This window comes from Streptomyces sp. NPDC059816 (assembly GCF_042732055.1).
Taxonomy (GTDB): Bacteria; Actinomycetota; Actinomycetes; order Streptomycetales; family Streptomycetaceae; genus Streptomyces.
The window spans coordinates 380192-405101 of record NZ_JBHWIQ010000001.1 but is presented as its reverse complement, the minus strand read 5'-3'; the positions used below and the strand labels follow the sequence as shown (position 1 = coordinate 405101).

The window sequence follows — 24910 nt, the reverse complement described above, 5'->3', positions numbered from 1 at the left end:
GCACCCGCACAGGACACGGCGCCGACAGACCGGCTACCCCACGGGAGTGACGCCCGGCCGGTCGGACACCAGCGCCCAGATGATGAAGATGTCAATCGCGATGACGACGACCGCCCAGACCGGGTAGTAGGGCAGGAACAGGAACTGGGCGACCAGGCTCAGCGAGGCCAGCACGATGCCCACGAGCCGAGCCCAGTTCGCGTTGCTGAGCAGCCCCCAACCGGTCACCGCCGCGATGACGCCGAGCACGAGCAGCACCCAACCCCAGCCGGTGAGGTTGATGTCGTACACGTACGAGCCCACCCGCTCGTACACGTCGTCATGGGCGATCGCGGAGATCCCCTGGAGGATCGCCAGGACCCCGTTGCACAGCAGCAGCACCCCGGCGAACAGCACTCCGCCGGCGACCCATCCGCTGTGCGGATCGGGCGCGGGGGCTCGCCCGTGGTCCCAGGGGGTGCCCCCGGCGCCCTGCGGTCGGCCCGCGTCTCCCGCGGGCGGAGGCGTGTCGTGGCTCATGGGGGACCCTTTCCTCGTGCGGAACCTCGGGTTCCCAACGTGGTCCGGGTCGCTGCGCACCGCCACACGGGCGACGCCGATCGGGTGACCCGGCCCCCGCCACCGACACCGGTCGGGACGGCCCCGCACCCGCCTAGGGTCCCGCGAGGAACCCGACCACCGCGAGGGCGAACAGCAGCCCGAGGCCCAGCCCGACCAGGACGCCCGTCGTCGGCCAGGACCACAGGACCAGGGCGAGCGCCGCCGCCCCCACCAGCCCCCAGCCCAGCGCCACCCGGTACCGCCGCACCCAGGGGCCCACCGGCCCCGACCGGAACCCGGCCCGGTCGGCGAGCCCCCGGGCCGCGCCGATCCCGTCCGCCCACACCTCCCGGACGAACCGGGCCCGCCGTCCGCCCCCGGTGACCCACGCGGCGAAGGCGACGACCACGCCCAGCGCCGCCACCACCCGCACCGACGACCGCAGGAACCGCACCAGCGCGTCGTACACCGATCCGGCGGCGCCCTGCGACACATGGGCGGGCAGCGCGTCGAGGTAGACCGCGCGGAAGACGGTGAGTCCGACGCCCAGCACCGCCACCGCGAAGGCCACGCCCAGCGCCCCGGCGATCAGGGCCTGCCTGCGCCGCCGGGCCAGCAGCACCCCGCCCGCGATCAGGACCGCCGCGATCACGGGCAGCCAGTCGCCCAACACCTGGAGCACCCGGAACCAGACGCGGACCTTCCCGATGTCGTCGGAGCGGGCCACCGTCAGCTCGGTGTGCACCTCGGGGATCTTCCCGGCGACGGTGATCCCGTCGGCGACGAGCCGCTGCTTGACCTGGTCCACGACCGGTCCGAGGTCCACCGTCACGGCGTCGTCGGTGAGGTGGACGGCTCCGCCGCCGCTGCCGGTGAGCGCCTTGTCCACGGAGTCGTGGGCGCGTCGGTTCGCCTCGGTCCACACCCGGGCGAACGTGTCCGAACGCGCCACGGCGAGCGCCTTGTCGTGGACGAAGCTCTGCACGGCTCCCTCCAGCGCGCCGCCGAGCCGACCGAGGGCCTTCTCCAGCCGGGGCCGGTCGGCGGGGGCGGCCTCCGACAGCAGGGCGGTCAGGTCGAGGTGGTCCATCAGCGCGGTGGTGACCCGGTCGGCCACCGCCCCCTGGACGTCCGGGTCGGAGGCGAGCGGGGCGACGGTGGCCACGTAACGGTCGGTGTTCCCGACCTCGTCGGCGGCCCAGGACGAGAGGACGGACAGCGGTGCGAGCACGCAGCCGACGGTGATCAGCAGCGCGGCGAAGAAGCTCCGGACCCGGTGGTGCCGGTCCTCGCCCCGGCCCGCCTCCAGCGCGGCCACCCGAGCCCGCAGCGCGTCGAGTTGAGCACCGTCGCCGTCACCGTGGGGGGCGTTCGCGCCGTGCCCGGGTGCGTCGCCGGCCCCGGGGGTGTCGTCCCCGGACCCCTCTCCACTGGCCATGGGCCCTCCTCGCCGTGCGGGCCGGCCCCTGGCTGTTCGGGGACACGCCCGTGCCCGTCAGGCTCACGCGCGGGGCGGCGACCCGCGACCCGGCCCGGCCCGACCGGGTGACCGGAACTTCACAGCCGTGGCACAAGCAGCCCCGTCGAATGCGACCGCCGGGATCTTGCCTGACACTTCCTCCACCAGGTACCTTGCATTGCATGGAACAAGGCGAGGCAAGCACGGAAGCGGCCGAGGGGAAGGTGGTGAGCCAACTGCGCAAGGGCGTACTGGAGTACTGCGTCCTCGCCCAACTGCGCGACGGGCCCCGCTACGGCGTCGAGCTGCTCGACGGTCTGTCCTCGGTCAAGGTCATGGCGACCAGCCAGGGCACCATCTACCCGCTGCTCACCCGCCTCCGCCGCGACCGGTCGGTGGACACCTTCCTGCGCGAGTCACCCAGCGGGCCCGCGCGCCGCTACTACACCCTGACCGCGACCGGACACGCGGCCCTCGCGGAGTTCACCGCGAGCTGGCCGCCCTTCCGCGAAGCCGTCGACCACTTCATCACCTCCGGGGGGACCCACTCATGAACGCCGTACCGACGACCCTCGACCACCCGCTCGTCCGCGCCTACCTCGACGCCCTCGACCGGGAGTGCGCATCCCTGTCCGCCGCGCGGCGCAACGAACTGATCGCGGACCTCAGCGAGCACATCACCGTCTCCGTCGGCCACCCGGCCACCGACGCCGAGGTGAAGCAGGTCCTCGACGCCCTCGGCGACCCCCGCACCGTCGCGACGGCGGCCCTCGCGGAGGAGCCCGCCCCGGCGGCCCGACCGGACGGCGCGGCGGCCACGGCCTCCAGGGTCCGGACCAAGCGCCTGCTGATCCTGCTCGCCCTCACCGGCGTGCTCACCGCGGGCAACCTGGCCCTCGGCGGGGTCGCCGTCCTCGTCGGACTCGTCCTGCTGTGGCGCGCGCCCGAGTGGCAGAACTCCGAGAAGGCGATCGGTACGGCCGCCGTCTTCGCCACTCCGGTCATCCTGTTCGGCATGGCCGGCCTCTCCGCGTTCGGCCGGCTCGACGTCACGACCCTGATGGTCACCGCAGCCGCCGCGCTGAGCGTCCCCACCCTGGGCAGCCTGTACCTGTGGCAGAAGGCGCGGCCGGCGTTCACCGCCTGAGCAGCACTCAGGTCGACGGGCGTACGGTCCTCTTCGCCAGCTCGTACGCGGTGCGCACCCCCGCCTCGGCGTCAGCGGTTCCCCAGAGGTGGACGATGACGACCCCCTCGCCCGAACTCACCGCGAACGCCCGCGACTTCCGAGGCAGCGCCTTCCCCGCCTGGTCCTTCTCGGTGTACACGACCTCCGCACCCGTGAACCCGCCGGCCTCGACCCCGGCGTACTCGGCCCGCGCGAGCCTGATGACGAAGTCGTCCACGAACGCCCGCAGGGCCCGCTCCGGATCGTCACCGGACCCTCCGCCCGCCCACACGCGCAGGAGCCCGGGGGTCGTCGTCCCCTTGGACGGCGGGTGGTGCGCGGGGCGGTCAGCCTGCCGGGTAGAAGACGAACAGCGTGCAGCCCGTCTTCGTCTGCGGGACGTGCGACGAGCCCGCGGGGGCGTGGATGAAGGAGCCGGCGGGGTAGTCACGGTCACCGTCGTTGAAGATCCCGGAGACCACGAAGACCTCCTCGGGCCCGGGGTCGTGGACGTCGATCCCCTCCCAGCAACTGTGCGGATCCATCTCCAACACCTGGGCGCTCGCTCCGTCGTCCCCGCGCCACAACGGACGCTGACGGATCCCCGGGAAGAGTTCCCGCACCGGGGCGTCCCGGACGTCGGCCCACACGTAACCGGGCTGGTTCTGTTCTGTCGTCATGGAACTCAGCCTGGCGGTCGGCCACACCCCCCACGAGTGTCAGGATCGACACCCCGGGGTACTTTCCTGCCATGCACCGAGTGGCGGCGCTCGTCCACCCACCACAGTCGACCTTCGAACTCGCCTGCGCGGCCGAAGTGTTCGGCATCCAGAGACGCGAACTGCCCGTGCGGTACGACTTCGGCGTGTGCACGGAACACCCCGGCCCGATTCCCACCCGCGCCGGGTACGACATGCTCGTGACGGACGGGCTGGACGCGCTGGAACGGGCGGACACCGTGGTCGTCCCCGGTTGGCCGCCCGCCCGGGAACCGCCCTCGCCCGCGGTCGTCGCCGCCCTGCTCCGGGCGCACGCCCGCGGAGCGCGCATGGTCAGCATCTGCTCCGGCGCCCTCGCGCTGGCGTACGCCGGGCTGCTGGACCGGCGTCGGGCGACCACCCACTGGGCGCTGGCCGCGGAGTTCGCCGTGCGCTTCCCGGCCGTCCGCTTCGACCCCGACGTGTTGTACGTGGACCACGGCGACGTGGCCACCAGCGCGGGCGCCGGCGCCGGCATCGACCTGTGCCTGCACCTCGTCCGCGGCGACCAGGGTGCCCGCTACGCCGCACAGGTCGCACGGAACATGGTCATGCCGCCCCATCGCGAGGGCGGGCAACTCCAGTACGCGGGCCCGCCGCACCCCACCCAGTTCGACAGCACGCTCGCCCCGCTGCTGGAGTGGGTCGCCGAAAGGCTCGGCGAACCGGTGACCCTCGACGGCATGGCCGCGCACGCGGGCGTATCGGCGCGCACCCTCGCCCGGCGGTTCGCCGACCAACTCGGCACCAGTCCGGGACGGTGGCTGCTGACCCAACGGATCACCGCGGCCCGTGAGCTGCTGGAGGGCTCCGACCTGCCGTTGGACGCGATCGCCCGCCGCACCGGCCTCTCCTCGCCCGCCAACCTCCGCCGACGCTTCCTCAACGTCCTCGGCACCACCCCGGGCGCCTACCGCCGGGCGTTCCGCACCGATCCGCCCCCGCGGACGTCCACGGGCCCTCACCGACCGCCGGCGACGTAGCCGAGGGCGGACTCGTCACCGCCCTCACTCGAGGCGTCGGCCACGCCCGCGCCTACAGCTGCGGACTCGTCCTGGTCCGCTGAACGGGGGCGGTGTGAGGTCCTTCGACGCCTCCGGTCAGACCTTCTTGACGACGATCGATTCCGGGACCAGCCGCTCCAGGTCATCCACGTCCGAGGTGAAGACGGTGACCTGCCCCTTCTGCTGCCGGGCGATGACGGCGAGCACCGAGTCGATCGCGTGCTTGTGACCGTGCAGCTTCGCGTCGGCCAGGAGCCGCCGGGCCTGGCGGGCCTCCTCCTTGCCGATGTCGGCGACGGTGAGCCGGGAGAGGACCCAGTCCCAGCGCTGCTCTGTCGTCCTTCCGTCGTAAGCCTCGACCAGGGTCATCGGGGACGTCACCACCTCGGCCTCACCCCGCGCCGCGAGGTCGATCCAGGCGATCATCCTCCGGTCGCCGCGCACGGCCAGGGACAGGGCCTCGCAGTCGAGTACGAAGACGCGCAGTGGTCGCGGACGCTGCTCACCGGTCCGCTTCTTCACGCGGCTTCCTCGGCGTCGTGGCCTCCGGGGGCGCGGCGCTCGTGCTCGGCATCGAGGTCCTCCAGCTCCGCGAGTGCCGTGGTGTGCTCGTCCTCGGTCACCGGGCCGTGTTCCTCTTGCAGCCAGTCCGCCAGCTCCCGCAACCGGTCCCGGTCGCGTTTGAAGCGCAGCGCCTCCGAGACGTAGGCGGACAGGCCCCTCTCCGCCGCCTCAGAGCGGATCTCGTCGAGGAGTTCCTCAGGGATCGTCACGGTCACCTTCTTGGTTGCCATACAAGTAACCATACTTTCCATAGAGCTATCCGTATCTCTCTGGAGGGCGGCGCGCGAAGACTGCCGACTCCCGTGCTGGAAGTGTTGAGAAGTGCTACCGTAGTTCATGAGAGAGATGAATAGCGCTTCTGGCTCCACTCGGGAAGCACTTCAGCTGGACGTCACCGCGCTGCGGGCCGAAACCCCGGGGTGCCGTCAGGTCATCCACTTCAACAACGCCGGCTGCGGTCTGCTCGCCACCCCGGTCCTCGAAGCGATGGTCGACCATCTGAACCTCGAAGCGCAGATGGGCGGTTACGAGGCATCGGCCACCCGGGCCGCCGAAGTCCGCGGGTTCTACCGGGAGACAGCCGCCCTCATCAACACCACGCCCGACAACATCGCCTTCGCCGGCAGCGCCACCCACGCCTACGCCAACGCCCTGTCGTCGATCCCGTTCGAGGCCGACGACGTCATCCTCACCACCCGCGACGACTTCGTCTCCAACCAGATCGCCTTCCTGTCCTTGCGCAAGCGGTTCGGCGTGCGCATCGTCCATGCGCCGGACGCGCCCGAGGGCGGGGTCGACGTGGCGGCGATGGCCGCGCTGATGCGTACCCACCGCCCGCGTCTGGTGTCCGCCACCCATGTCCCCACCAACTCCGGCCTGATCTCGCCGGTAGCCGAAATCGGCCGGCACTGCCGCGAGTTGGACCTGCTCTACCTGGTCGACGCCTGCCAGTCGGTGGGACAGCTCGTCATCGACGTCGAAGAGATCGGCTGCGACTTCCTCACCGCCACCTGCCGCAAGTTCCTCCGCGGCCCCCGCGGCTCCGGATTCCTCTACGTCTCCGACCGCGTGCTGCGCGCGGGCCACGAACCGCTGTTCATCGACATGCACGGCGCCCGCTGGACCGCACCGGGCGACTACGAGCCCGTGCGGACGGCGGCCCGGTTCGAGGAGTGGGAGTTCCCCTACGCCACGGTCCTCGGCAGCGCCGCCGCCACGCGCTACGCCCGCGAGGTCGGCATCGAAGCCGTCGAGCAGCGTGCACCGGCGCTCGCCGCCCGGCTGCGCGCCCGGCTCGAACCCCTCCCCGGAGTGCGCCTGCTCGACCGCGGCCCGCGCCTCGCCGCGCTCGTCACCTTCGGCGTGGCGGGCTGGCAGCCGGCGCCGTTCAAGGCGGCCATGGACACCCGTGGCATCAACTCGGCGCTCAGTTACCGCGAGTTCGCGCAGTTCGACTTCGGGACCAAGGGCATCGAATGGTGCCTACGGCTGTCGCCGCACTACTACAACACCGAGGAGGAGGTCGACCACGTCGCCGACGCGGTCGCGGACCTCGCCGCTGCGGGACGACGGTGACCACCACGCCCGCGCGCGCGGCCGAGCCGTCCTGGGCCCGCCCGGAGAGCCTCTGGCGCAACGGCGACTTCCTCAAGTTCTGGCTCGGCGAGACGCTTTCGCTGCTCGGTGCCCAGGTCACCAACCTCGCCCTGCCGCTGACCGCGATCCTCGCCTTCGACGCCACCGACGAGCAGGTCGGCGTCCTGCGCTTCCTCCAGCTCGTCCCGTACCTCGGTCTCGCCCTGGTCTTCGGGGTGTGGGTGGACCGGGCCCGGCGGCGGCGCATCATGCTCGGCGCCAACTTCGTCCGGATGGTCCTGCTGGCCCTCGTACCCGTCCTGTACTGGACGGACGCCCTCAGCCTGGCCACGCTGCTGGTGATCGCCTGCGCCGTCGGCGTCGCCTCGGTGCTGTTCGACGTCAGCTGGATGTCGTACGTACCCACGCTCGTGCGCGACCCCGAACGGTACGTCGAAGCCGGCGCCAAGATGGGGATGAGTTCCTCGGCGGCCGATGTGGCGGGGCCCGGGCTCGCCGGTGTCCTGGTCGGCGCCCTGACCGCGCCCGTGGCGCTGATCGTCGACGCGTTCTCCTACCTGGTGTCCCTGGTCTCGCTGCTGCTCATCCGCACCCCCGAGCCCAAGCCCCGACCGACCGCCGCACGACGGCACCTGCCGACCGAACTCCGGGACGGCCTGCGCTGGGTGCTGAAGAACCCGGTCCTGCGGTCGCTGGCGCTGATCGGGTTCTGCTGCAACTTCTCCATGGTCACCGTGTGGACGATGTTCCTGCTGTACGGAACGCGCGACCTGCACCTGAGTTCGACGACCATCGGCGCCGTCTTCGCCACCGCCTCCGTGGGCGGACTGATCGGCGCGGCGGTCTCCCGGAAGGTCATCCGGCGCTTCCGGCTCGGTCTCGTCTACCTGGTCGCCCAGTCGGCCCTCCTCGTCGGCCCGCTGCTGATCGTCCTGGCCGCCGGACCCCGGCCGGTGATGGTGGGGATGTTCGTCCTCTCCTTCTTCACCACCTACCTCGGACTCGGCGTCGCCGGAGTCATCATCGTCAGCCTGCGCCAGGTCAGCACCCCGCAGTCGATGATGGGCCGGATGACGGCGGTCTTCCGCACCCTGCTGTTCGGCGGCGGTGCACTCGGCGGTCTGACCGCGGGCCTGCTCGCCGGCCGGATCGGCGCCCACGACGCGCTGACGGTTGCGGCGATCGGCTCCGCCACCGTGCTGATCGCGCTCGTCCTGTCCCCCGTCAGCCGGCTCCGCGCCCTGCCGTCGGCACCGGAAGAACCGGCCCCGGCGACAGGGCCGGTGTCCTGACCTGCCCGGTCCGCGGGCTACTCCACCGGTACCGAGGCCCGTACGCGATGCAGGTGCACGAGCACGTCGAAGGTGCGCCCCAGCGAGACGGGCAGCGGCTCGTTGGGGTACGAGCCCGGTACGACGAAGGTGGGCCGGGAGCCGGACAACCAGCCACCGACGGCCGGATCGCGGCCCGCCTCGCGCAGATCGACGTAGTAGTCACGATGGCGGACCTGGTCGAGGGTGTGCTCGTTGCTGCCCGGCGCGGCGCGGCCGGTGGAGAACACCCCGTACTGCCCGGTCCTGCCGTCCATCGCCCGGTACTCGCCGCGGTGGATCGTGGTGCCGACCGCCAGGTACTCGCGTCCCACCAGCTCCCGCAGGAAGGCCCCCTGCACCTTCGGATGGGTGGTCGGGGAGGGCGACTCGTAGCCGAGGTGCGCGTTGTGGGCGGAGACGAGCATCCTGTCCCCGGTCTGCCGCTGCCACCACACCGTGTTCTCGGCCATCGCCCGGTCGCGGTGCCGGTTGTACTCCGCCTGCTCGACGGGGTCGTTCTGGTCGTAGGCGTACAGCTTCGTCACCTGCTGGACGACACGGGCCTCCTGGAGCACCCACGGGTCCACCGCGCCCGCCTGTTCGAGCAGCCGGAGGGCGGCCCGCGCATCGGCGTCGACGGCCCGGCGTTCGGCGAGCGGCTTGCCGGCCAGGGCCTGTATCCGTTCCCCCATGGAGTGGGGCAGGGCGAGCAGCGCGGCATACCGCTGCCGGAGTTCGGGCAGCAGCGCGGGACGGTCTTCGGCGGCCCAGGCGAAGACGCGCGCGTACTGTTCCCGTCCCACGTCGCCGATGTCGTTGCCCATGACGCGGACCTGCCGGTCGGGTGCGGCGGTGCGGTTGTACGCGCGCATCCAGGTGAAGAGGGCCAGGAACTCTTCGTTGCGCCAGTCCTCGAAGGAGAACTGGAACTCGTCGCGCATGATCTGCCGCAGATCGCCCTCGCCGGTCATGACGTACGCGTCGAGGCGGGCGCCCGCCGACCAGTGCACCTCCAGGGAGAAGGTCCGGAAGCCGCTGCGCTCCACCAGGTGCTGGAAGAGACGGTGTTTGAGCTGGAACAACTCTTTCGAACCGTGGGTGGCTTCCCCCACGCCGACGATGTTCACGCCCCCGACCATGCGGGACAGGGCCGCCAAGTCCCCGCTCGGGCCGCCCGGGGCGGCGGTGCGCAGCGGGTGTGCACGGCGTTCGATCCCGGCGACGACCCGTTCGGCGCGGTCGCGGGCCCCGGGACGCTCGGCCGCGGCGGCAACCGCGACGGCGGACGGGCCGGCAGCGGCAGGTGGGCCGGCGGCGACGGCGGGGGCCGCCGCGGTCAGGGTCGCGGCAGCCAGGGCGACGGCCGCGTACCGGGCCGTGCGGCGCCCGGGGACGGCGCCGGACGAGCCGGCTCGGACGGTGGTGATGGGATGGAACACAGGGCTGTCCCCTCAGTCGTGGGTACGGGAGGCGAGCCGCCGGGCGTCCCCTCGCTTCCGGCGCTGCGCCCTCATCCTGCGTTCCGCCCCGACCGTCGAAAAAGCGGTACCTGCTTCACCGTGCGCTAAATTCTGCTCATGTCGGTGATCGCGGTTCTGGTGGCGGACGGAGTGCCGGGCCACCAACTGACCACCCCGGGCATGGTGTTCCTCGCGGCCGGTCGTGCCCTGCGGCGGGCCGTCTACGACGTCCGGATCTGCTCGACCACCGGGACCGTCACCACCGGTGAACCGCCGCTCGACGTCACCACGCCCTGGGACCTGACGGCCCTGAGCGACGCCGACACCGTCCTGGTCACCGGCCACGACACCTTTCGCGAGCCACCCCCGCCGTCGGTGGCCGACGCCCTGCGCGGGTGCGCGGACCGGGGCTGCCGCATCGGCGGGATCGGTACGGGCGTCTTCACCCTCGCCGCGGCCGGCCTCCTCGACGGTCGCCGGGCCACCACGTCCTGGCCGCACGTCACGGAACTGGCCGCGCTCCACCCCCGGGTCGACGTCGTCCCCGTCGGTTCCCCCTCGGTCGAGGACGGCCCGTTCATCACCTCGGGCGCGGTCTTCGGCGGGCTCGACCTCTGCGTCGACCTCGTGGAGCGGGACCACGGGGTGCACACGGCCGCCGCGACCACCCGACGGCTGATCATGCCCCTGTACGAGAAGGTCACCGACGACCAGGAGGAGCTGGAACGCGAGATCGCCCACCGGACCGACATCGAGCCGACCCGCGCCTGGGCGGAGGCCAACCTCCACCGCCCGCTCACCCTGGACGACCTGGCGGCGCACGCGGGCCTCAGCGTCAGCAGCCTCACCCGTCACTTCCAGGCCCGGACGGGTCTCCCCCCGCTCCAGTACCTGCTCCGCGCACGGCTCCACCACGCGCAACTGCTCCTGGAGTCCACCGACACCCCGATCGAACAGATCGCGTCCCGGTCGGGCTTCGGCTCGCCCGCCAACCTCCGTCACCACTTCCACCGCCTCACGGGCACCAGCCCGCGGACGTACCGGACGGCGTTCCGCACGTTCACCGCGACGATGGCGATGCGCGAACAGTCAGGCGGCGTGCCCGGTGAAGACGACGGTCGACTCGTCGCCGTCCAACGCGATGTCGAGCGAAGCGTCGAGAGCCTTGGCGAGCCGGGCCAGTAGCGGCAGCGTGGGGACGGTCCCGCCGAGTTCGAGCTTCGACACCTGCGGCTGGGTCATGCTCGCCCGCCTGGCGAGTTCGCTCTGGGAGATGCCGAGCTCGGTTCGACGGTCGTACACAGCTTGGCCGAGGTCGAAGGCCATACGGATCTCGGTGCGCACCGCCTCCACCTCGGACGGCTCCTGCTGACCCTCGACGGTCGCGCGCTCGCGCGCGAGCCTCCAACGAGTGTGGTTCATCCACCTTCCTCCTTCCCCGTCTCGCGAGTGAACTCGCCATGGACGGTGTGGCGCTCTGCTTCGCAGAGCTTCTTCGCCTGTTTGGCGCGGTGCACTTCGGCGTCCTCACGCATACGCGTCTTGCGGAACACGGTCAGGAAGACGATGCGGCGGCCGGGAGCGAGCCAGTAGGTCAGACGGATGGCGTTGCCGTCGTGCCCCAGAGCGAACCGCAGTTCCCGTAACCCTTCGCCCAGGTGCCGGGAGTACGGTTCGCCGAGCGTCGTCGGTGCGTTGCACGCTCTTTCCACTCGAATCCGGGTCTGATTCCCTGATCGGGAGGGCACTCGGGTTCGAACACGAGGTGGGGTATGGAGCGCACGACTCAGGGGAAAGTACGGCGCAGCACGAATGACATTGGCGGGCGGAAGCCGGCCCGGTTCCTGGGCAGCCTATCGGTGCCAGTTCGGGAGGAACTGATGAGCATCGGCTCCCCACGGCAGTATGCACCCGGGGAGAAGATCCTGGTCGAAGGGGCGCCGGGTGATTACCTGGTGCTCCTGACAACCGGCCGTGTGAAAGTCACGGGAAGGCTCTGCAACGGGCACGAAGGCCTGATCGCCATCCGGGTCGGCGGAGACGTGGTCGGGGAGATGGCTGTGATCGACAACGTCCCCAGGTCGGCCACAGTGACGGCGTGCGACGACATCGACGCGCACGTCGTGGAAGGCCGAGCGATGCGACGTTTCCTGGACAAGCACCCCGAGGCCGCTATGCAGATCGTGCGACTCAGCAACCACCGCCTGCGCACGGCGAATGCCTGGCGCATCGCGTTCGGCGAGTTCCCGGTCCGAGTGCGGTTGGCCCGGGTGCTCGTCGAGCTGGCGGAGGACTACGGCCGGGCCGTCCGTTCGCACACCCTGATCTGTATCGACCTCACGCACACCGAACTCGCCACGTTCATCGGATCCCAGCGGGAGACGGTACAGAAGACGCTGGCGGGCTTCCGCGCCGAGGGGGTCATCACGACTGGCTGCCGCCGGATGGAGGTGATCAAGCTGGACCGCCTCCGAACGATCGGACTCCTCCCGACGACCAGTCGCTGACAGGACCGAGAAGCCCGCATTTTTACGGCCCGCTCCGAGGTTGCGGCATGTTTGCCCCACCATTGGCGTTCAGCACGGCCAACCGTTCCCTCTCAGCGAGCAGGTGATGGTTCACATGACGTCGCACCCGACCGCGCATCCCTGGAACGAGACCCGTCAGGAGGCCACCCGCCGCCTCTGCCTGGCGGCGGACATTGAGCAGTACAGTCGCTTCGACACCCCGGATCAGTGGGCTGCACAGGCCGAACTCGCCCGGGTGTTGCGGGTGGCAGCCGACCGCAGCGGACTTGACCACAGCAAGTGGTCCACCCAGCCGCAGGGAGACCTGGAGTTCGCGGTGCTTCCGCCCGGCACGTCCGAGCAACTGGTTCTGGGCGAGTACGTCACGTACGTGGCGGCCGAGCTCGGCAGCTACAACGCCACCCGCCCGCCCACTGGGCGAATTCGGCTTCGGCTGGCCATCGATACTGGCGTAGCTACCACGGCCGCTCTTGGCTTCTCCGGCCCCGCGCCAGTCGCGGTGGCCCGCTACCTGAACGCACCGGAGGTGAAGCAGACCTTGGCGGCCGCCGTGTCGGAGAGCCTGGCCGTGGTGGTGTCCGACCGGCTCTACCAGGACGTGGTGCGCTCGCGATCTCACGGACTCGCCCCGGAGCAGTACCGCCGCATCCACGTACAGCAGAAGGGGTTTGCCGGGTATGGCTGGCTCCGATTGCCCGGAATGGACCCGCAGGAGTCATGGCCGGGCGGGCGAGAGGACAGGCCGCGGCCCTCGGAGCGAGCGGGGGATCGGGAGCAACCGAGCTTTGTGCAGCACGGCATCCGCGGCACAGCCGTTCAGGCTGGCGTGATCCACGGGTCAGTCTTCCACAGGTCAGCACCTGGCGAGGCAGACTGATGAGCAGCGCCCCGCTCGCCGGTGGCCGCGTATCCGACGATAGCGCAGCGGGCAGCAACTGCCAGCAGGGTACCCAGGGCCTCTCCCTGCAGGGCCGGACCGGCGACGTGTACTACTACTACGCCGCCGCCAGCGAGCACCACCCCGCCACGAGTGCGCGGCAGCGCACGGCGGGCTTCTCGCCGGTCCCCTACGAGATGCTGCGCGAGGAGTTGCATCGGATCATCCGGGCCTGCTCGCGCATCGTGGACAGCCTGCGTGACGACACCGATGATTCGGGAGGCTCACCATGGGATTGATCCCCTACAACCGGGTGTTCGACGTACTGGAGCACCGGCATCGGCCCGCTGGCCTGCCCTTCCCGGTCACCACGGCCGACGGCCCGGCCCGGCTCTCCGCCCTGGCAGCCAGGCGGGCGCTGTACAGCCGGGCGGCGGACCCGCGACTCCGCGAGGAGATCTGGCACGAGGCCGTCGGCGCAGCGAAACGCGACACCAGCGCGGCCGGACCGAGCCGGTTGCTAGCACTGTGGCTGGCTCTGCCCGCTATGCGGTGCACCCTTCACAGGGTCGCGATCCGGTTCGCGGTCGACCGGCGGGAGCTGGAATCAGAGGCGTTGTTCGCGCTGCTGACGGCGCTCACCGACGTGGACCCGCAATCCCAGGAAGCAGGTCGCGCATTGCTGCGTCCCGCCATCAACCAGGTCTGGGCGTTTGCCCGGGCCTGTGCCCAGGAGCGGCCGGTGGCGGACATCGGGGCCCTGGCTGCCGCCCACCTCGCCGTGGAGGCGCCCCCTGAGCCGCCGGTCAGCTGCTGGCGGGATGACTGGGAGCTATGCGTGTCGCCGCCTGACCGGCCTGACGGCCTGTCGGCAACGGTGCGGTTCAGCATTGCACCGGAGCGGCTGGAGAGCTTCCGACTAGGCGAGCTGGCAGGCCACCTGGGCCTCGGAGAGTACGTGCACCGAGCGCGGCGCCCGAGCGACGGCCGGATCGGCATCCTGTCGCTGGGTCCGGGCGGAGGGCGGCCATGACCCCGCGTCCCGGCACCTGGCTATCGTTCGGGGAGGCGTTCGACCTCCCGCTGGTAGTCGACTTGCGCACCGCAGCCCAAGCGCTCGGTCTCTGCCGCGCCACCGCCTACAAGCTCGTCCACCAGGGTCGTTTTCCCTGCCGAGTGCTGCGCCTCGGGTGGCAGTACCGGATCCCCACCACCGACTTGCTTCGGGCACTCGGGATCGAAGAGCGCCCCGTCTACCCGGCCGACCTGCGAGCTGGTGCCGACTTCGCGGAACAGCGCGGCTGTGCAAGGGAATTCGAAACGGAGGACTACGCATGAGCATTGTGGCCGTCGCCGCTTCGGAGCCCGAGGAGGCGCGGACGAAGACCTGCTTCGTCATCGCGCCCATCGGCAACGAGCATGCCCCGGACGGGAGTCCGGAGCTCCTGGCCTTCGAGGAGAACCTGGAGATCTACGAGAAGGTGATCCTGCCCGCCTGCGCCAAGCACGGCATCGTCCCGGTCCGGGCCGACGGGATCGCCGACTCGGGCGAGATCACCGAGCAGATCTGCCGCCACGTGCTGCAGGACGACTTCGTGATCGCCGACCTCACTGGGGGCAACGCCAATGTCACCTATGAGCTGGGGATCCGGCACCTGACCGGCAAGCCCATCATTCACATCGGCGAGCACGGCGAGCTGCCGTTCGACCTCTCGCTGATCCGGACAATCATGTTCAAACGCAGCCGGACCGGGCTGGTCAGGGCGCGACGGGACCTGGAGAGCGCGCTGGAGGGCGCCTTATGCAACGGATTCGAGCCGCTTACCCCGGCCCGGATCCTGTTCGGGCTGCCCGCGGCGCCGCTGCCGGCCGAGGCGGAGCTGGACGACGACCCGGAGGCACCAGGGCTGATCGACAGGTTTGCCCGGGTGGAGGAACAGACCGAGGCGATGGGCGAGACCACGGAGGCGATCACCGGATTCATGACAGTGATCACCGAAGTTGTCCTGCAGATCGGTCCCGTGATGGAGCGGGCTTCCCAGCCCGGTGCGCCGATGAGCGCGTGGCTGCCGGCGATCTCCGAGCTGGCTAAGACGATCGCCGAGCCGGCCTCCGGTCTTCGCGAGGCGTGTACCCGTTTCGCCGGACAGATGGTGGAGATGGACGCTGCGGTCCAGACGGCGTTCGACGTCATTGCGGCGATGCCGCCCGAGCAGCGAGCCGGTTCGGCGACCGGTTTCCTGGTGCAGATGGTCAGCATCGCCGAGTCCACCCAGGAGGTGGTCGGCGTGCTTGGCGAGGTCGAGGTCGGTATGCGGTGGGTGGCGAAGATGAGCCGGGAGCTGCGGGCACCCGGTCGGGACATCTCGGCCGCGGTCAAGCAGGTCAACAACGCGGTGGCCCGGATCGCGGACTGGGAGCGCCGAGCCCGCGAGCTGATCTGACCGCGCGGCGGGTGGCCCTGACGATGGCTGCCAGGGTCCCCTGCCCATGGCTCTCGGCCGGGTGAGGCGCGATCGGTTCACGCCCCCTCGCCGACCCGGGATGCCGCCGTGCGGCTGAACGGGGCGGGCGTGGTCTCAGTGGGTACCGCCATCGAACGTGCAGGGGACTCGGATCGGTGATCCGGACGCTGTGGGACGGTCTCTGGCTCTCGAGAGACGTCGGCTCCCGAGACCTGGTCGTGGTCTGGGGTGCCGACGCTGTCGTGTGGGGATGCCGATGTAGCCACTGGAGCCGAGGAGAGTCCGGTCGAGACGGTGCGGAAAGCGCGAGCGGCCGTCCCCATGGGGTGCCTGGCGGTCCGGGTCCGGGACGAGCCGGGTCTGCTCTTCACCGCCGGGCGGTTCGCAGATCTGTTCCAGCACGAGGTAAACCTGGCTGGTCGCCGGGCTGGTTGGCGTTGCCGTTCGTGGAGGGGCTGACTCACTGAACAGGCCCCGGCGGCAGCCGGGCGAGTACCGACTTTGAGTACGACCTCGACTGGACCTAGTCGATCCCGGCTTCGGGCAGCAAGACGAGTCCGCGTTGCCGAAGCGTCTTGCTTAGCTCTGTCTGGATGCGGAGTCGCAGCACGAGCGCCACAAAGCAAAGTAGCCCTGACCCACGTAAACGCAGATTAGGGTTACTTCGTAGTGCCCGGTGAGGCAGGGCGGCGGACACGAGATCCGAACGCGTGAGGGATTGTCCCACACGTTTTCCAAATGTTCGTACGGGGGTCCGGCTGGGTTCGTACCCATCCTGACCTGGTGCGGAGCGTTCGGGCTGGCCTCGTCCGGACGGGCAACGGTCGGGGCCGAATGAGACCAGAACTGAGACCACGAGGCTGGGTCGTCTGCCGGGTTGGCAGCCTGATCCTGTAGCTGGTCACGGGCCCGCGGTGGCCAGATCGACGGTACTCGGCTCGCACAGGGTTTCGTGCCGACAGTGAGGCGTTGGCGACCCTCCCCAGGGCATAGGGACTTGCGATGGGGATGAGCCCCTCGATGTTCCGGAGGGGGAGAACGTGTCGAAAGCCGAGTTTGGGGCGCTGATCTTCGCTGCTTGGACATTGTCGATATGGGCCCTGACCATGACGGCAACCTCGCAGCGCCGACGCAACAGAACGATCTTGGAACGGATCTGCTGGGCTCATGCGCGGGCACACGCAACACGGCGCCGCGCTCACCTGGTGCGTCAGGTCCGGGACAGCTCCCTGGCGGCGCGTCCAGACCGTCCGACGCTGGACTACTTGCAGCGCGAAGACGTTCTGTATCAGGCGTCCCGGAGGGCACTCGCCCTCAAGATGGTCGTCCCCGTCGCGACATCCGTCTCAGCGGGTGGCGCACTTGCCGCAGCCATCCAACGCACAAGCTGGCACGTCTGGCGCGACGCCGTCGCCATAGGGGTTTTGGTGACGCCCATGTTGATCACTGCTGTGATCGCCTCGCTTGTCGCGAACCAAGGCATGCAACGGTGGACAACCGAGGCCATGACGGTCACGGTGCGTAGGGCCTATGAGGCACTTCTCCAGCCTCTGGAGGTAACGGGGAAGGAGCCTCCGGCGGCATCGCCCTTCAACTCTCCGCATGTTGCGGCAGTGCAAGCGTTGGAAGACTTCGCCATCGCGCTGGAGAGGTATGCCGTGCAACGTGCGCTTCCTGACGGCCGTAACCCCATGCCCCAGGTCGTGGCTCGGTTGGCAGCAGCCGCTGCTCTCGTGCGTGAACTTCGGGACGGGGTAGAGCTTGATCGGATCGACGGTGCGAAGCGTGCTCTGCTCGAAGTGGAACGAATCCTGAAAGTGCTCGCCAGCGGCCGGCTGCAAGATCTCGCACCTGGGGACGTATCCGCCGATGGGCTGTTGCACAGTCACCGCGAGCGCAGAGCGTGGCGGCAGCAGGTGCTGCGAGGATCTGCGTTCACCCTCTGTTTCGCTGGCATCGTCTTTGCCCTAGCTTCGTCAGCTGTGGGCGTCGCCCTGGCCGCAGCCGCCTCTGTGGGGGTAGTGGCTACTTGGGACAAGATCCTTCGTCTCTCCACCAACTCGGACGCGAATAGGCCAGCGAGCACCTGACCGCTGATGGTCGACTCGGATCAGGGAAAGCCGGCCCGTGTGCCCACTTCGCCTGTCACTTGGCGCGGTGAACGGTCTGCGGAAGGGCAATCAGCGGCATCGGGAGCGTTGGACGGAGACCTACGAGTCAGGGTGCCTCCCGGTGGACTTAGCGGCTGGCCGGCGGCCGTCTTGAGACCAGCCTGTGCCAGCTGCTGTTGATCACTGCGAGACGGTCGGGGCCGATCAGGTGAGTGCCGAATCCCTGCCTTGGAGTGCTAGCCCCGCGATGGCGGCGATCTGTCCGACCTGCTCTCGCAGCCGCGAGAGGTCTGCGGTCTGCTGCCGTCCCGCCACGATCTCGGACAGGGCGGCGATGACGGTTTCCTCGTGACCGGCAGTGCCGAGCACCTCGGCCGCCTGGCGGAGCAGAGTGAGATCGCGGTGTGGGACAACACGGGGGTGCAATGAGCGGCCACGTCCGTACCGCGCTGATCTCCACGGCCGGACACTGCAAGGTGGCCTGCGGATTCTGCTTCCGGGCCGACCGGGCCCACGGCTTCCTCGACACCCCGACCTACACCCGCACCCTGTCCCGGCTGAAGGAGACGGGCGTGGACGGGGTGTGTCTGACCGGCGGCGAGCCGACCCACCATCCGCAGCTCAGGCAGCTCGTACGACTGGCCCTCCAGTTCGGCATGTCGGTTTCGACGGTCACCTCGGCCCGCACCGTGACCGACGTGATCGCCCTCTCTCACGTGGCGGATCTCCTGGCCAATGTGACCGTCTCCGCGGATTCCCGGGGCGCGATGCTGCTGGGTCGAACCAGCCGTACGGCGGCCTCGGGTATCGACACGCTGCGCGCCATCAGCACCGAGACGAAGATCCTGCACGTCACCTGCTGGGACCTGAGCGACAGCGAGTGCCGGGCCCTGGCCGGCCTCGTGACCGAGGCCGGGGTGGAGGTCCAGTTCAGCCCTGTCGTTCTCGACGAGCATGCCCTGCGCCGCGACGGCATGCCGGTCCAGGAGTATCTGGCGCGGCAGTGGCTCGACGCCGAAGTACTGGGGCATTACTTCGACCTGTCCGATCGGTACCGGGGCTATCTCGATGAGCTGCGGGATCTTCAACTGCCAGCGGAGGGTGGGCGGCGGCGGTGCCGCTCGGCGACCGCGTATGTGTCCGCCGACGGCCTCATACGGCGCTGTCCCTACGGTCAGGCGTCGGTCAGTGTCCTCGCACCCCGTGCCGCGATCGGACAGTTTCTGACCGATCCGGCGCAGGACCGGGTGACCCCGGACTGCGCCGCCATCTGCCGCCCCTCCGCCACGCCCGACGACCGCGACGCGCCGTGCAGCGTGCCCGCGTGAGCACGGGACCGACTACCACGACTCCCTGGACCGACCGATGACGATCACGACACCCGATGACTTCACCCAGCGGTGGCGACAGCCGCCGAACTTCCCCCTCGACCTCCGCTTCGACTACCTGTTTCTGCCCGCTGTCGACTTCCTCGACCATCTCCGGCGAGACGAGGAGGTCCGGTTCACGATCCTCGGGGACGAAGACTGGCAGGTACGGATGGACCGCACCGCCGCCTTTCGGACCGCGCCGATCGAGGAGATCGTCACCTGGCCGTTCCGGCTGGTGCACTTCAACCTCAGCCGCTTCTACGGCGACCTCCTGGGCGGCTTCCAGGAAGACGTCATGATCCCCTGGCGCACCCACCTGTCCGCCCGGGGCTTCACCTGGCAGCGCCTGGCGCCGATCCTGTTCCTCTCCACCGAAGGCGCGTCCTCGACCTACCACAACGACAACTCACACGGCCTGGTCTGGCAGGTCCAGGGCACCAAGACCTTCCACAGCTACCTCGACCCCGACAAACATCTGCCGGCCGAGGCGGCCGTCATCGGGGAGACCACCGCCGAGGACCCGCCCGAGCATGATCGGGCGGACCGCCAGTCCATCACGATGCGGCCCGGTGACCAGCTATGGAGTCACGCCCTGACTCCGCACTGGGTCACCACCGAGTCGGCGCTCGCCATGAGCGTCACCCTCTCCCACGGCGGGCTGTGCCACCGGGGCCACTTCTCCGAGCGGGAGCTGGCGCTGCGGTCCTACTGGGACAAGAACCCCGGCGAGGCGTGGACGCATGATCTGCGCCATGTCCGCTACTGAGGCCGGGCCCCACGGCACGGGCGAGCGCTCCGTGTCGTGGGGCCCGGCTCCCGCCCGATTACGGGGTGAGCCGGTTCGGCCCCCGGAAGAGGAAGCTGGCCTCACGGATGGAGTCCAAGCCGAGCATGACCATCAGCACCCGCCCGAGCCCCATGCCGAGACCGCCGTGCGGCGGGCACCCGTACCGGAACGCGTTGAGGTAGTCCCGCAGCGGCTCGGTGCTCATGCCCTTCTCGGCGGCCTGCTTCAGCAGGACGTCGTACCGGTGCTCACGCTGGGCACCGGTGGTGACCTCCAGGCCCTTCCACAGCAGGTCGAAGCTGAGCGTCACGCTCGGGTCGTCGGACGGCCGCATGTGGTAGAAGGGCCGGATGCCCACCGGATAGTGGGTGATGAAGACGAACTCGTGCCCGGTGGCCTCCTTGATATGGGCCGAGATGCTCCGCTCGCCCTCCGGGTCCAGGTCCTCCTTGATCCCCTCCGGGTCCCAGCCGCCCTCGCGCAGAATCTTGTGCGCCTCGGCCATGGTGATGCGGGGGAAGGGCGTCGTGGGGACGGTCACCTCGATGCCGAAGTGCTCGGTGATCGCTTCACCGTGCGCGTCGGCTACCTTGGCGATGGCGTGGGCGAGCATCCGCTCCTCGAATGCCATCACATCCTCGACGCCGTCGATCCACGCCAGCTCGACGTCGACGCCGGTGAACTCGGTCGCGTGCCGGGAGGTGAACGACGGTTCGGCGCGGAAGACTGGCCCGATCTCGAAGACCTTGTCGATCCCGGCGGAGATCGCCATCTGCTTGTAGAACTGAGGCGACTGCGCCAGATAGGCGCTGCGGTCGAAGTAGCCGAGCTTGAAGACCTCCGCACCGGACTCCGAGGCCGTTCCCATGAGCTTGGGGGTGTGCATCTCCGTGGCGCCCTGCGCGTAGGCGTACTCGCGCATGCCCTGCTCCAGGGTGGTCTGCACGGCGAACATCAGCTGGGTGGCGGGACGGCGGCGTACGTCCAGGAAGCGCCAGTCCAGCCGCTGCTCCAGACCGGTGTGCTCGTCGATCGGCAGCGGGGTGGCGGCCAGGTTCAGGACCTCGACCGTCTTGGGGACGATCTCCAGGCCGCCCAGTTTCACCTGTGCGGCATCGACGACGCGGCCGGTGACGCGGACGGCGGACTCGGGGGTGAGGGATTCGAGCTGGGCTTCCAGCGGTCCGTCGTCGCGCCGGTGGGTTACCTGCACCATGCCGGTGCCGTCCCGTACGACGACGAATTGCATCTTGCTCTGCAGGCGAAGGGTGTTCACCCACCCGCAGACGGAGACGGTACGGCCAACGTGTTCTCGCAGGTCGGAGACGTGTACGCGGCTGTGGATCATTTCGGTCCTCCGAAGGACTTCGTCATGATCCCTTGGGAGTGCGGGCGAGAAGGGCAACTCGCGGTACCACCGCACTTTCGCCACCACCAGGTGGCGGCCTCGTTCGGACCCGGTCACGGGGGTCGGCCGGCGGGGCATGGGGCCACCGGACGTGGCCGTTCCTCCCCGCGCTCAGGAGGGTCTTCACCCTGGGGCGCGAGACCGCCTTCCCAGCTACCGGCGGCTCTCTCTGCTCGCGTGAACCCTGGCTACTCGTCTCCGTCAACGCGTTGCCCAGCAGGATACGGACCTCGCGGCCATGCCCGCAATCACATACGGCTCCGACTGGCTCAGAGGCCCGGGGAACGGCCTGATCGTGATCTTGGGCAGGGCGACGGGCCTTCGCCGTCACAACGCGACAGCGCGGGCGGAGGTGAGAGGGCATGACGCCTGGCCGATCCCTTGTCACACATCCGGCCCGGGGCGACGAGGCACTGCGGCGCGCACTCGAAGACGCCTCCATGGGCCGCTGGGAAGGCCCGCGCGACCTACTGATCTCCACCGGTCCTGACTGGGACCGGCGGATCTTCCGCCTCCAGGTCCTCGCGGAAGCCGGGGCGCGGCTCAGATTTGCCGACACCTGGGCGAGAGCCGAGCCCCGCTCACCCCACGCCTTGGCGCTCCTTGGGAACGTACAGGCCCTGCGCGCGATGATTGCTGGCCGGGACGCCGGGTGGGCCCTGATGAAGGAGGCATGGGCCACCTGCCGCAACGCGCTGAACGCGTGGCCGCAGGATGTGGCCCCGCTTGTGGTCCTGCTCGCGCTGCTGCGTACCCACGCTCCCGACCGGAACGCGCTCGGCAGCGTCTGGGAAGAGATCAAGCAGCGCGACCCCTGGAACCGTGAGGCCCACCACGAGGTGCTCACCTATCTGCTCCCCCGGCACCACGGGGCGCAGGGTGAGGCGGCCTGGTGGGCCGAGGAACAGGCGTCCATCGCTCCCCAGGGCCTACCCATCGCGGTCCTGCCCCTCACCGTCCTGGCGGAAGCACACCGGTCCCGCCAGGAGCGGGACCGAGGAGCGTACGGACTGGCCATTCACCCCTGGGTCGAGTGCCCGCAGATCGATCACGTACTGGAGCGGTGGTGGCGCTACCAGGCACCGCACCCGCACGCGTGCTTCGCCGACGACGCGAACTACCTCGCCCATGCCCTGTCGTACGCGAACCGGCACGCGGAGGCCCTGGAGGTCTTCGACGCGATCGGCCCCTTTGCCACGCATGTCCCCTGGTCGTACTGCGGCCGGGCCCATGACCTGTTCCTTCGGCACCGCGCCTGGGCCTACAGCCCACCGCGGCGCCGGCGCCACTGAATCCAGCCTTCCCCTCCGCACGAAGGACAGAAAACCCGTGCCCCTCGATGTCTCCCGCGTCTCCGACGAGGAACGCCTCAAGCAGCTCGGCTATCAGCAGACGCTCTCCCGCTCCATGTCCGGCCGCGCCAACTTCGGCGTCAGCTTCACGATTATCTCCATCCTGTCCGGCTGCATGACCCTCTACGGCTACGGCATGGACACCGGCGGTCCGGCGGTGATCATGTGGGGCTGGCTGTTCGTCGGCCTCATGACGCTCTTCGTCGGGCTCTCCATGGCGGAGGTCTGCTCCTCCTACCCCACCAGCGCCGGCCTGTACTTCTGGGCGCACCGGATGGCCCCGAAGCGCTCAGCTGCGGCGTGGGCGTGGTTCACCGGCTGGTTCAACACCCTCGGCCAGATAGCCGTGACCGCGGGCATCGACTTCGGAGCGGCCACCTTCCTCAACGCCCTGCTGGATCTCCAGTTCGGCTACGCCGCCACGCCCGCTCACACCATCACGCTGTTCGGGATCATCCTCGCCCTGCACGGCGTCCTGAACACCTTCGGCGTGCGGGTCGTCGCCTTCCTCAACGAGGTGTCCATCTGGTGGCACATTCTCGGGGTTCTCGTCATCTGCGGCGCCCTGGTGCTCATCCCCAATCGGCATCAGTCGGCTGGCTTCGTATTCGGCGAGTTCGTCAACAACACCGGCTTCACCTCCAGCGTCTACGTGGTGCTGATCGGGCTGCTGATGGCGCAGTACACCTTCACCGGCTACGACGCCTCCGCCCATATGACCGAGGAGACCATCGACGCGTCCACCGCAGGGCCCAAGGGGATCGTCCGCTCGATCCTCGTCTCCCTCGCCGCCGGGTTCGTTCTCCTCTTCGGCTTCACCTACGCCATCCAGTCCTACGCAGGGGCCCTCGACTCGGCCACGGGCGTGCCCCCGGCCCAGATCCTCATGGACGCCCTGGGCGCGGCGGCCGGCAAGTGGCTGCTCCTCGTGATCATCGTGGCGCAGCTCTTCTGCGGCATGGCGTCTGTGACTGCCAACTCGCGCATGATCTACGCCTTCTCCCGGGACGGCGCTCTGCCCTTCTCCAGGACGTGGCACAAGCTCAGCCCCGCCACCCGTACCCCCACCAACGCCGTCTGGCTCGCCACCGGCGGGGCCTTCGTCCTCGGTCTGCCCTACCTGTGGAACAGCACCGCGTACGCGGCCGTGACCTCCATCGCGACCATCGGCCTGTATATCGCCTACGTGATCCCCACCTTCCTCCGGCTGCGGATGGGTAGCCGATTCGAACGCGGCCCCTGGCACCTCGGTTCCTGGTCCACCATCGTCGGCACGGTCGCCATCGTCTGGGTGCTGGTGATCACGGTGCTGTTCATGCTGCCGCAGAGTTTGCCGATCACCGCGAAGACCTTCAACTACGCTCCGATCGCGGTCGGCGTCGTCCTGGCCTTCTGCGGTACCTGGTGGGTCGTATCCGCTCGCAAGTGGTTCCTCAACCCGGCCCATGTTCGCAATGCGGGTCGTAGCCGTGAAGAAGAACACACGCGCTCATAGACCGAATGCCCCGGAGCTCCGCCCGCCGGACGTGCCGAGCACGATTTGGCGGGGGCTTGGTGCGGACAATCTTGGCGTCTCCCCAGACCAGATCTGGCTAGCCGTATGACAGACGCGGCCGGTGGAAGGAGAGAACCTCCCCCCACCGGCTGCTCTTCTTAGCTGCTGGTCGTATTGCTGCTTGTCAGAAGGTGTACGGGGTGAAGGGGCGCACAGGCTCGATCGCGAGCCTGAGCAGATGGTCGAGGCTGGCTCGCTCGTCCTCGGTCATGAGTTCACGGGCGTTACCGAGGTTCCGCTTGTCGAGTCGTTCCATAAACGGGGCGAGGAACTGCTGCAGAGCGTCGGGGGCTTCCTCTTTCGTCCGGACGTACTCCATGTAGCGCGTGTGCTGTGTCTTGACCTCTTCAAGGTCGGCGCGGGTGGCCAGGGAGGCGAGGGTCTGTTCCTCTGCGGTGAAGGGGCGGCCGTCGCGATGGGACCAGGTGCTGGTGTCGCGGCGGTATGTGAAGTTGGTGTCGCAGAGCAGGGCAACGATCTTGGGACGGGCTTCGGTCTGGGCCACGCGGGCTTCCTTCCGGTATTCGGGCTGGAAGACCAAGGGTCCGGGGGAAGCCCGGTTAGGCGAATCGGGGATTGTCGACTACCTTGCCGC

General features: G+C 69.5%; 29 protein-coding genes. 17 read left to right on the top strand and 12 right to left on the bottom strand.

Annotated elements, in window-relative coordinates:
- Positions 1–33 precede the first annotated feature (33 nt).
- On the bottom strand, positions 34–519 hold the full coding sequence (locus ACFV88_RS01965) for a hypothetical protein (RefSeq protein ID WP_385484928.1): 486 nt from the start codon (positions 517–519) through the stop codon (positions 34–36).
- Between the two features lie 133 nt (positions 520–652).
- The gene (locus ACFV88_RS01960) at positions 653–1978 is read right to left on the bottom strand and encodes a hypothetical protein (protein WP_385484926.1); all 1326 of its coding nucleotides are present in this window, start codon (positions 1976–1978) and stop codon (positions 653–655) included.
- A 203-nt stretch (positions 1979–2181) separates the two neighbouring features.
- On the opposite strand from ACFV88_RS01960, the gene ACFV88_RS01955 reads away from it, so the two are divergent.
- Positions 2182–2553, top strand: coding sequence for a PadR family transcriptional regulator (locus ACFV88_RS01955; RefSeq protein ID WP_385484924.1), 372 nt, complete (start codon positions 2182–2184; stop codon positions 2551–2553).
- Positions 2550–3146, top strand: coding sequence for an HAAS signaling domain-containing protein (locus ACFV88_RS01950; RefSeq protein ID WP_385484922.1), 597 nt, complete (start codon positions 2550–2552; stop codon positions 3144–3146). The genes ACFV88_RS01955 and ACFV88_RS01950 overlap by 4 nt, the downstream gene beginning before the upstream one ends.
- Before the next feature lie 7 nt (positions 3147–3153).
- Here the strand turns inward: ACFV88_RS01950 and ACFV88_RS01945 are convergent, their stop codons facing one another.
- Together ACFV88_RS01945 and ACFV88_RS01940 are read right to left on the bottom strand one after the other, a co-directional pair.
- Positions 3154–3618 carry a lipoprotein gene (locus ACFV88_RS01945; RefSeq protein WP_385484920.1) on the bottom strand — a complete coding sequence of 155 codons (465 nt, stop codon included), beginning with the start codon at positions 3616–3618 and terminating at the stop codon, positions 3154–3156.
- On the bottom strand, positions 3515–3847 hold the full coding sequence (locus ACFV88_RS01940) for a cupin domain-containing protein (RefSeq protein WP_385484918.1): 333 nt from the start codon (positions 3845–3847) through the stop codon (positions 3515–3517). Before ACFV88_RS01940 ends, ACFV88_RS01945 begins: the two co-directional genes overlap by 104 nt.
- 71 nt (positions 3848–3918) lie before the next feature.
- Between ACFV88_RS01940 and ACFV88_RS01935 the strand changes: the two genes are divergently transcribed.
- Positions 3919–4908 carry a helix-turn-helix domain-containing protein gene (locus ACFV88_RS01935; protein WP_385484916.1) on the top strand — a complete coding sequence of 330 codons (990 nt, stop codon included), beginning with the start codon at positions 3919–3921 and terminating at the stop codon, positions 4906–4908.
- 117 nt (positions 4909–5025) lie between these two features.
- On the opposite strand, the gene ACFV88_RS01930 is transcribed toward ACFV88_RS01935, so the two are convergent.
- A complete protein-coding gene (locus tag ACFV88_RS01930) occupies positions 5026–5451 on the bottom strand; it encodes a hypothetical protein (RefSeq protein ID WP_385484914.1) in 426 nt (141 codons plus the stop codon).
- Complete coding sequence (locus tag ACFV88_RS01925) at positions 5448–5723, bottom strand: CopG family transcriptional regulator (RefSeq protein WP_385484912.1); 276 nt, start codon at positions 5721–5723, stop codon at positions 5448–5450. The genes ACFV88_RS01930 and ACFV88_RS01925 overlap by 4 nt, the downstream gene beginning before the upstream one ends.
- Positions 5724–5838: 115 nt before the next feature.
- On the opposite strand from ACFV88_RS01925, the gene ACFV88_RS01920 reads away from it, so the two are divergent.
- Together ACFV88_RS01920 and ACFV88_RS01915 are read left to right on the top strand one after the other, a co-directional pair.
- On the top strand, positions 5839–7068 hold the full coding sequence (locus ACFV88_RS01920; RefSeq protein ID WP_385484910.1) for an aminotransferase class V-fold PLP-dependent enzyme: 1230 nt from the start codon (positions 5839–5841) through the stop codon (positions 7066–7068).
- Complete coding sequence (locus ACFV88_RS01915) at positions 7065–8381, top strand: MFS transporter (protein ID WP_385484908.1); 1317 nt, start codon at positions 7065–7067, stop codon at positions 8379–8381. The genes ACFV88_RS01920 and ACFV88_RS01915 overlap by 4 nt, the downstream gene beginning before the upstream one ends.
- A gap of 17 nt (positions 8382–8398) precedes the next feature.
- Here ACFV88_RS01915 and ACFV88_RS01910 read toward each other — a convergent pair whose 3' ends face one another.
- Complete coding sequence (locus ACFV88_RS01910) at positions 8399–9841, bottom strand: erythromycin esterase family protein (RefSeq protein WP_385484906.1); 1443 nt, start codon at positions 9839–9841, stop codon at positions 8399–8401.
- A gap of 138 nt (positions 9842–9979) precedes the next feature.
- On the opposite strand from ACFV88_RS01910, the gene ACFV88_RS01905 reads away from it, so the two are divergent.
- On the top strand, positions 9980–11047 hold the full coding sequence (locus tag ACFV88_RS01905; protein ID WP_385484905.1) for a GlxA family transcriptional regulator: 1068 nt from the start codon (positions 9980–9982) through the stop codon (positions 11045–11047).
- On the opposite strand, the gene ACFV88_RS01900 is transcribed toward ACFV88_RS01905, so the two are convergent.
- Both ACFV88_RS01900 and ACFV88_RS01895 read right to left on the bottom strand, forming a co-directional pair.
- On the bottom strand, positions 10952–11284 hold the full coding sequence (locus ACFV88_RS01900) for a helix-turn-helix domain-containing protein (RefSeq protein WP_385484903.1): 333 nt from the start codon (positions 11282–11284) through the stop codon (positions 10952–10954). The genes ACFV88_RS01905 and ACFV88_RS01900 overlap by 96 nt on opposite strands.
- Entirely contained in the window at positions 11281–11574 is a 294-nt protein-coding gene (locus ACFV88_RS01895) for a type II toxin-antitoxin system RelE/ParE family toxin (protein ID WP_385484901.1), read from the bottom strand. Before ACFV88_RS01895 ends, ACFV88_RS01900 begins: the two co-directional genes overlap by 4 nt.
- Before the next feature lie 60 nt (positions 11575–11634).
- Here ACFV88_RS01895 and ACFV88_RS01890 point away from each other — a divergent pair, with 60 nt between their 5' ends.
- The 7 genes from ACFV88_RS01890 (at position 11635) to ACFV88_RS01860 (ending at position 17822) form a co-directional block, all read left to right on the top strand.
- A complete protein-coding gene (locus ACFV88_RS01890; RefSeq protein ID WP_385484899.1) occupies positions 11635–12369 on the top strand; it encodes a Crp/Fnr family transcriptional regulator in 735 nt (244 codons plus the stop codon).
- Positions 12370–12484: 115 nt separating this feature from the next.
- Positions 12485–13267 (top strand): hypothetical protein, encoded by a 783-nt coding sequence (locus ACFV88_RS01885; RefSeq protein WP_385484897.1) that lies wholly within the window; start codon positions 12485–12487, stop codon positions 13265–13267.
- Positions 13267–13566: a hypothetical protein gene (locus tag ACFV88_RS01880; protein WP_385484895.1), complete on the top strand. Its 300-nt coding sequence runs from the start codon at positions 13267–13269 to the stop codon at positions 13564–13566. Before ACFV88_RS01885 ends, ACFV88_RS01880 begins: the two co-directional genes overlap by 1 nt.
- On the top strand, positions 13557–14300 hold the full coding sequence (locus ACFV88_RS01875; protein WP_385484893.1) for a hypothetical protein: 744 nt from the start codon (positions 13557–13559) through the stop codon (positions 14298–14300). The genes ACFV88_RS01880 and ACFV88_RS01875 overlap by 10 nt, the downstream gene beginning before the upstream one ends.
- Positions 14297–14605 (top strand): helix-turn-helix domain-containing protein, encoded by a 309-nt coding sequence (locus tag ACFV88_RS01870; protein ID WP_385484891.1) that lies wholly within the window; start codon positions 14297–14299, stop codon positions 14603–14605. The genes ACFV88_RS01875 and ACFV88_RS01870 overlap by 4 nt, the downstream gene beginning before the upstream one ends.
- The gene (locus ACFV88_RS01865) at positions 14602–15711 is read left to right on the top strand and encodes a hypothetical protein (RefSeq protein WP_385484889.1); all 1110 of its coding nucleotides are present in this window, start codon (positions 14602–14604) and stop codon (positions 15709–15711) included. The genes ACFV88_RS01870 and ACFV88_RS01865 overlap by 4 nt, the downstream gene beginning before the upstream one ends.
- Before the next feature lie 1286 nt (positions 15712–16997).
- On the top strand, positions 16998–17822 hold the full coding sequence (locus ACFV88_RS01860) for a hypothetical protein (RefSeq protein ID WP_385484887.1): 825 nt from the start codon (positions 16998–17000) through the stop codon (positions 17820–17822).
- A gap of 225 nt (positions 17823–18047) precedes the next feature.
- On the opposite strand, the gene ACFV88_RS01855 is transcribed toward ACFV88_RS01860, so the two are convergent.
- On the bottom strand, positions 18048–18212 hold the full coding sequence (locus ACFV88_RS01855) for a hypothetical protein (protein ID WP_385484885.1): 165 nt from the start codon (positions 18210–18212) through the stop codon (positions 18048–18050).
- 56 nt (positions 18213–18268) lie between these two features.
- Here ACFV88_RS01855 and ACFV88_RS01850 point away from each other — a divergent pair, with 56 nt between their 5' ends.
- Together ACFV88_RS01850 and ACFV88_RS01845 are read left to right on the top strand one after the other, a co-directional pair.
- Entirely contained in the window at positions 18269–19171 is a 903-nt protein-coding gene (locus ACFV88_RS01850; protein WP_385484883.1) for a radical SAM protein, read from the top strand.
- Between the two features lie 37 nt (positions 19172–19208).
- Positions 19209–19979, top strand: coding sequence for a hypothetical protein (locus ACFV88_RS01845; protein ID WP_385484881.1), 771 nt, complete (start codon positions 19209–19211; stop codon positions 19977–19979).
- A 58-nt stretch (positions 19980–20037) separates the two neighbouring features.
- On the opposite strand, the gene aspS is transcribed toward ACFV88_RS01845, so the two are convergent.
- A complete protein-coding gene (gene aspS / locus ACFV88_RS01840; protein ID WP_385484879.1) occupies positions 20038–21348 on the bottom strand; it encodes an aspartate--tRNA(Asn) ligase in 1311 nt (436 codons plus the stop codon).
- A 422-nt stretch (positions 21349–21770) separates the two neighbouring features.
- Between aspS and ACFV88_RS01835 the strand changes: the two genes are divergently transcribed.
- Together ACFV88_RS01835 and ACFV88_RS01830 are read left to right on the top strand one after the other, a co-directional pair.
- Entirely contained in the window at positions 21771–22700 is a 930-nt protein-coding gene (locus ACFV88_RS01835) for a hypothetical protein (RefSeq protein ID WP_385484877.1), read from the top strand.
- The gene (locus ACFV88_RS01830) at positions 22639–24255 is read left to right on the top strand and encodes an amino acid permease (RefSeq protein WP_385484875.1); all 1617 of its coding nucleotides are present in this window, start codon (positions 22639–22641) and stop codon (positions 24253–24255) included. The genes ACFV88_RS01835 and ACFV88_RS01830 overlap by 62 nt, the downstream gene beginning before the upstream one ends.
- Before the next feature lie 184 nt (positions 24256–24439).
- Here the strand turns inward: ACFV88_RS01830 and ACFV88_RS01825 are convergent, their stop codons facing one another.
- Complete coding sequence (locus ACFV88_RS01825; RefSeq protein WP_385484873.1) at positions 24440–24820, bottom strand: hypothetical protein; 381 nt, start codon at positions 24818–24820, stop codon at positions 24440–24442.
- Between the last annotated feature and the right edge of the window lie 90 nt (positions 24821–24910).

What these genes read in the sequence shown, in the direction of transcription:
- ACFV88_RS01965 (WP_385484928.1), bottom strand. Translation starts at nt 519, where the DNA reads ATGAGCCACGACACGCCTCCGCCCGCGGGAGACGCGGGCCGACCGCAG.
- ACFV88_RS01960 (WP_385484926.1), bottom strand. Translation starts at nt 1,978, where the DNA reads ATGGCCAGTGGAGAGGGGTCCGGGGACGACACCCCCGGGGCCGGCGAC.
- ACFV88_RS01955 (WP_385484924.1), top strand. Translation starts at nt 2,182, where the DNA reads ATGGAACAAGGCGAGGCAAGCACGGAAGCGGCCGAGGGGAAGGTGGTG.
- ACFV88_RS01950 (WP_385484922.1), top strand. Translation starts at nt 2,550, where the DNA reads ATGAACGCCGTACCGACGACCCTCGACCACCCGCTCGTCCGCGCCTAC.
- ACFV88_RS01940 (WP_385484918.1), bottom strand. Translation starts at nt 3,847, where the DNA reads ATGACGACAGAACAGAACCAGCCCGGTTACGTGTGGGCCGACGTCCGG.
- ACFV88_RS01935 (WP_385484916.1), top strand. Translation starts at nt 3,919, where the DNA reads ATGCACCGAGTGGCGGCGCTCGTCCACCCACCACAGTCGACCTTCGAA.
- ACFV88_RS01925 (WP_385484912.1), bottom strand. Translation starts at nt 5,723, where the DNA reads ATGGCAACCAAGAAGGTGACCGTGACGATCCCTGAGGAACTCCTCGAC.
- ACFV88_RS01920 (WP_385484910.1), top strand. Translation starts at nt 5,839, where the DNA reads ATGAATAGCGCTTCTGGCTCCACTCGGGAAGCACTTCAGCTGGACGTC.
- ACFV88_RS01905 (WP_385484905.1), top strand. Translation starts at nt 9,980, where the DNA reads ATGTCGGTGATCGCGGTTCTGGTGGCGGACGGAGTGCCGGGCCACCAA.
- ACFV88_RS01900 (WP_385484903.1), bottom strand. Translation starts at nt 11,284, where the DNA reads ATGAACCACACTCGTTGGAGGCTCGCGCGCGAGCGCGCGACCGTCGAG.
- ACFV88_RS01890 (WP_385484899.1), top strand. Translation starts at nt 11,635, where the DNA reads ATGGAGCGCACGACTCAGGGGAAAGTACGGCGCAGCACGAATGACATT.
- ACFV88_RS01885 (WP_385484897.1), top strand. Translation starts at nt 12,485, where the DNA reads ATGACGTCGCACCCGACCGCGCATCCCTGGAACGAGACCCGTCAGGAG.
- ACFV88_RS01880 (WP_385484895.1), top strand. Translation starts at nt 13,267, where the DNA reads ATGAGCAGCGCCCCGCTCGCCGGTGGCCGCGTATCCGACGATAGCGCA.
- ACFV88_RS01875 (WP_385484893.1), top strand. Translation starts at nt 13,557, where the DNA reads ATGGGATTGATCCCCTACAACCGGGTGTTCGACGTACTGGAGCACCGG.
- ACFV88_RS01870 (WP_385484891.1), top strand. Translation starts at nt 14,297, where the DNA reads ATGACCCCGCGTCCCGGCACCTGGCTATCGTTCGGGGAGGCGTTCGAC.
- ACFV88_RS01865 (WP_385484889.1), top strand. Translation starts at nt 14,602, where the DNA reads ATGAGCATTGTGGCCGTCGCCGCTTCGGAGCCCGAGGAGGCGCGGACG.
- ACFV88_RS01850 (WP_385484883.1), top strand. Translation starts at nt 18,269, where the DNA reads ATGAGCGGCCACGTCCGTACCGCGCTGATCTCCACGGCCGGACACTGC.
- ACFV88_RS01845 (WP_385484881.1), top strand. Translation starts at nt 19,209, where the DNA reads ATGACGATCACGACACCCGATGACTTCACCCAGCGGTGGCGACAGCCG.
- aspS (WP_385484879.1), bottom strand. Translation starts at nt 21,348, where the DNA reads ATGATCCACAGCCGCGTACACGTCTCCGACCTGCGAGAACACGTTGGC.
- ACFV88_RS01835 (WP_385484877.1), top strand. Translation starts at nt 21,771, where the DNA reads ATGACGCCTGGCCGATCCCTTGTCACACATCCGGCCCGGGGCGACGAG.
- ACFV88_RS01830 (WP_385484875.1), top strand. Translation starts at nt 22,639, where the DNA reads ATGACCTGTTCCTTCGGCACCGCGCCTGGGCCTACAGCCCACCGCGGC.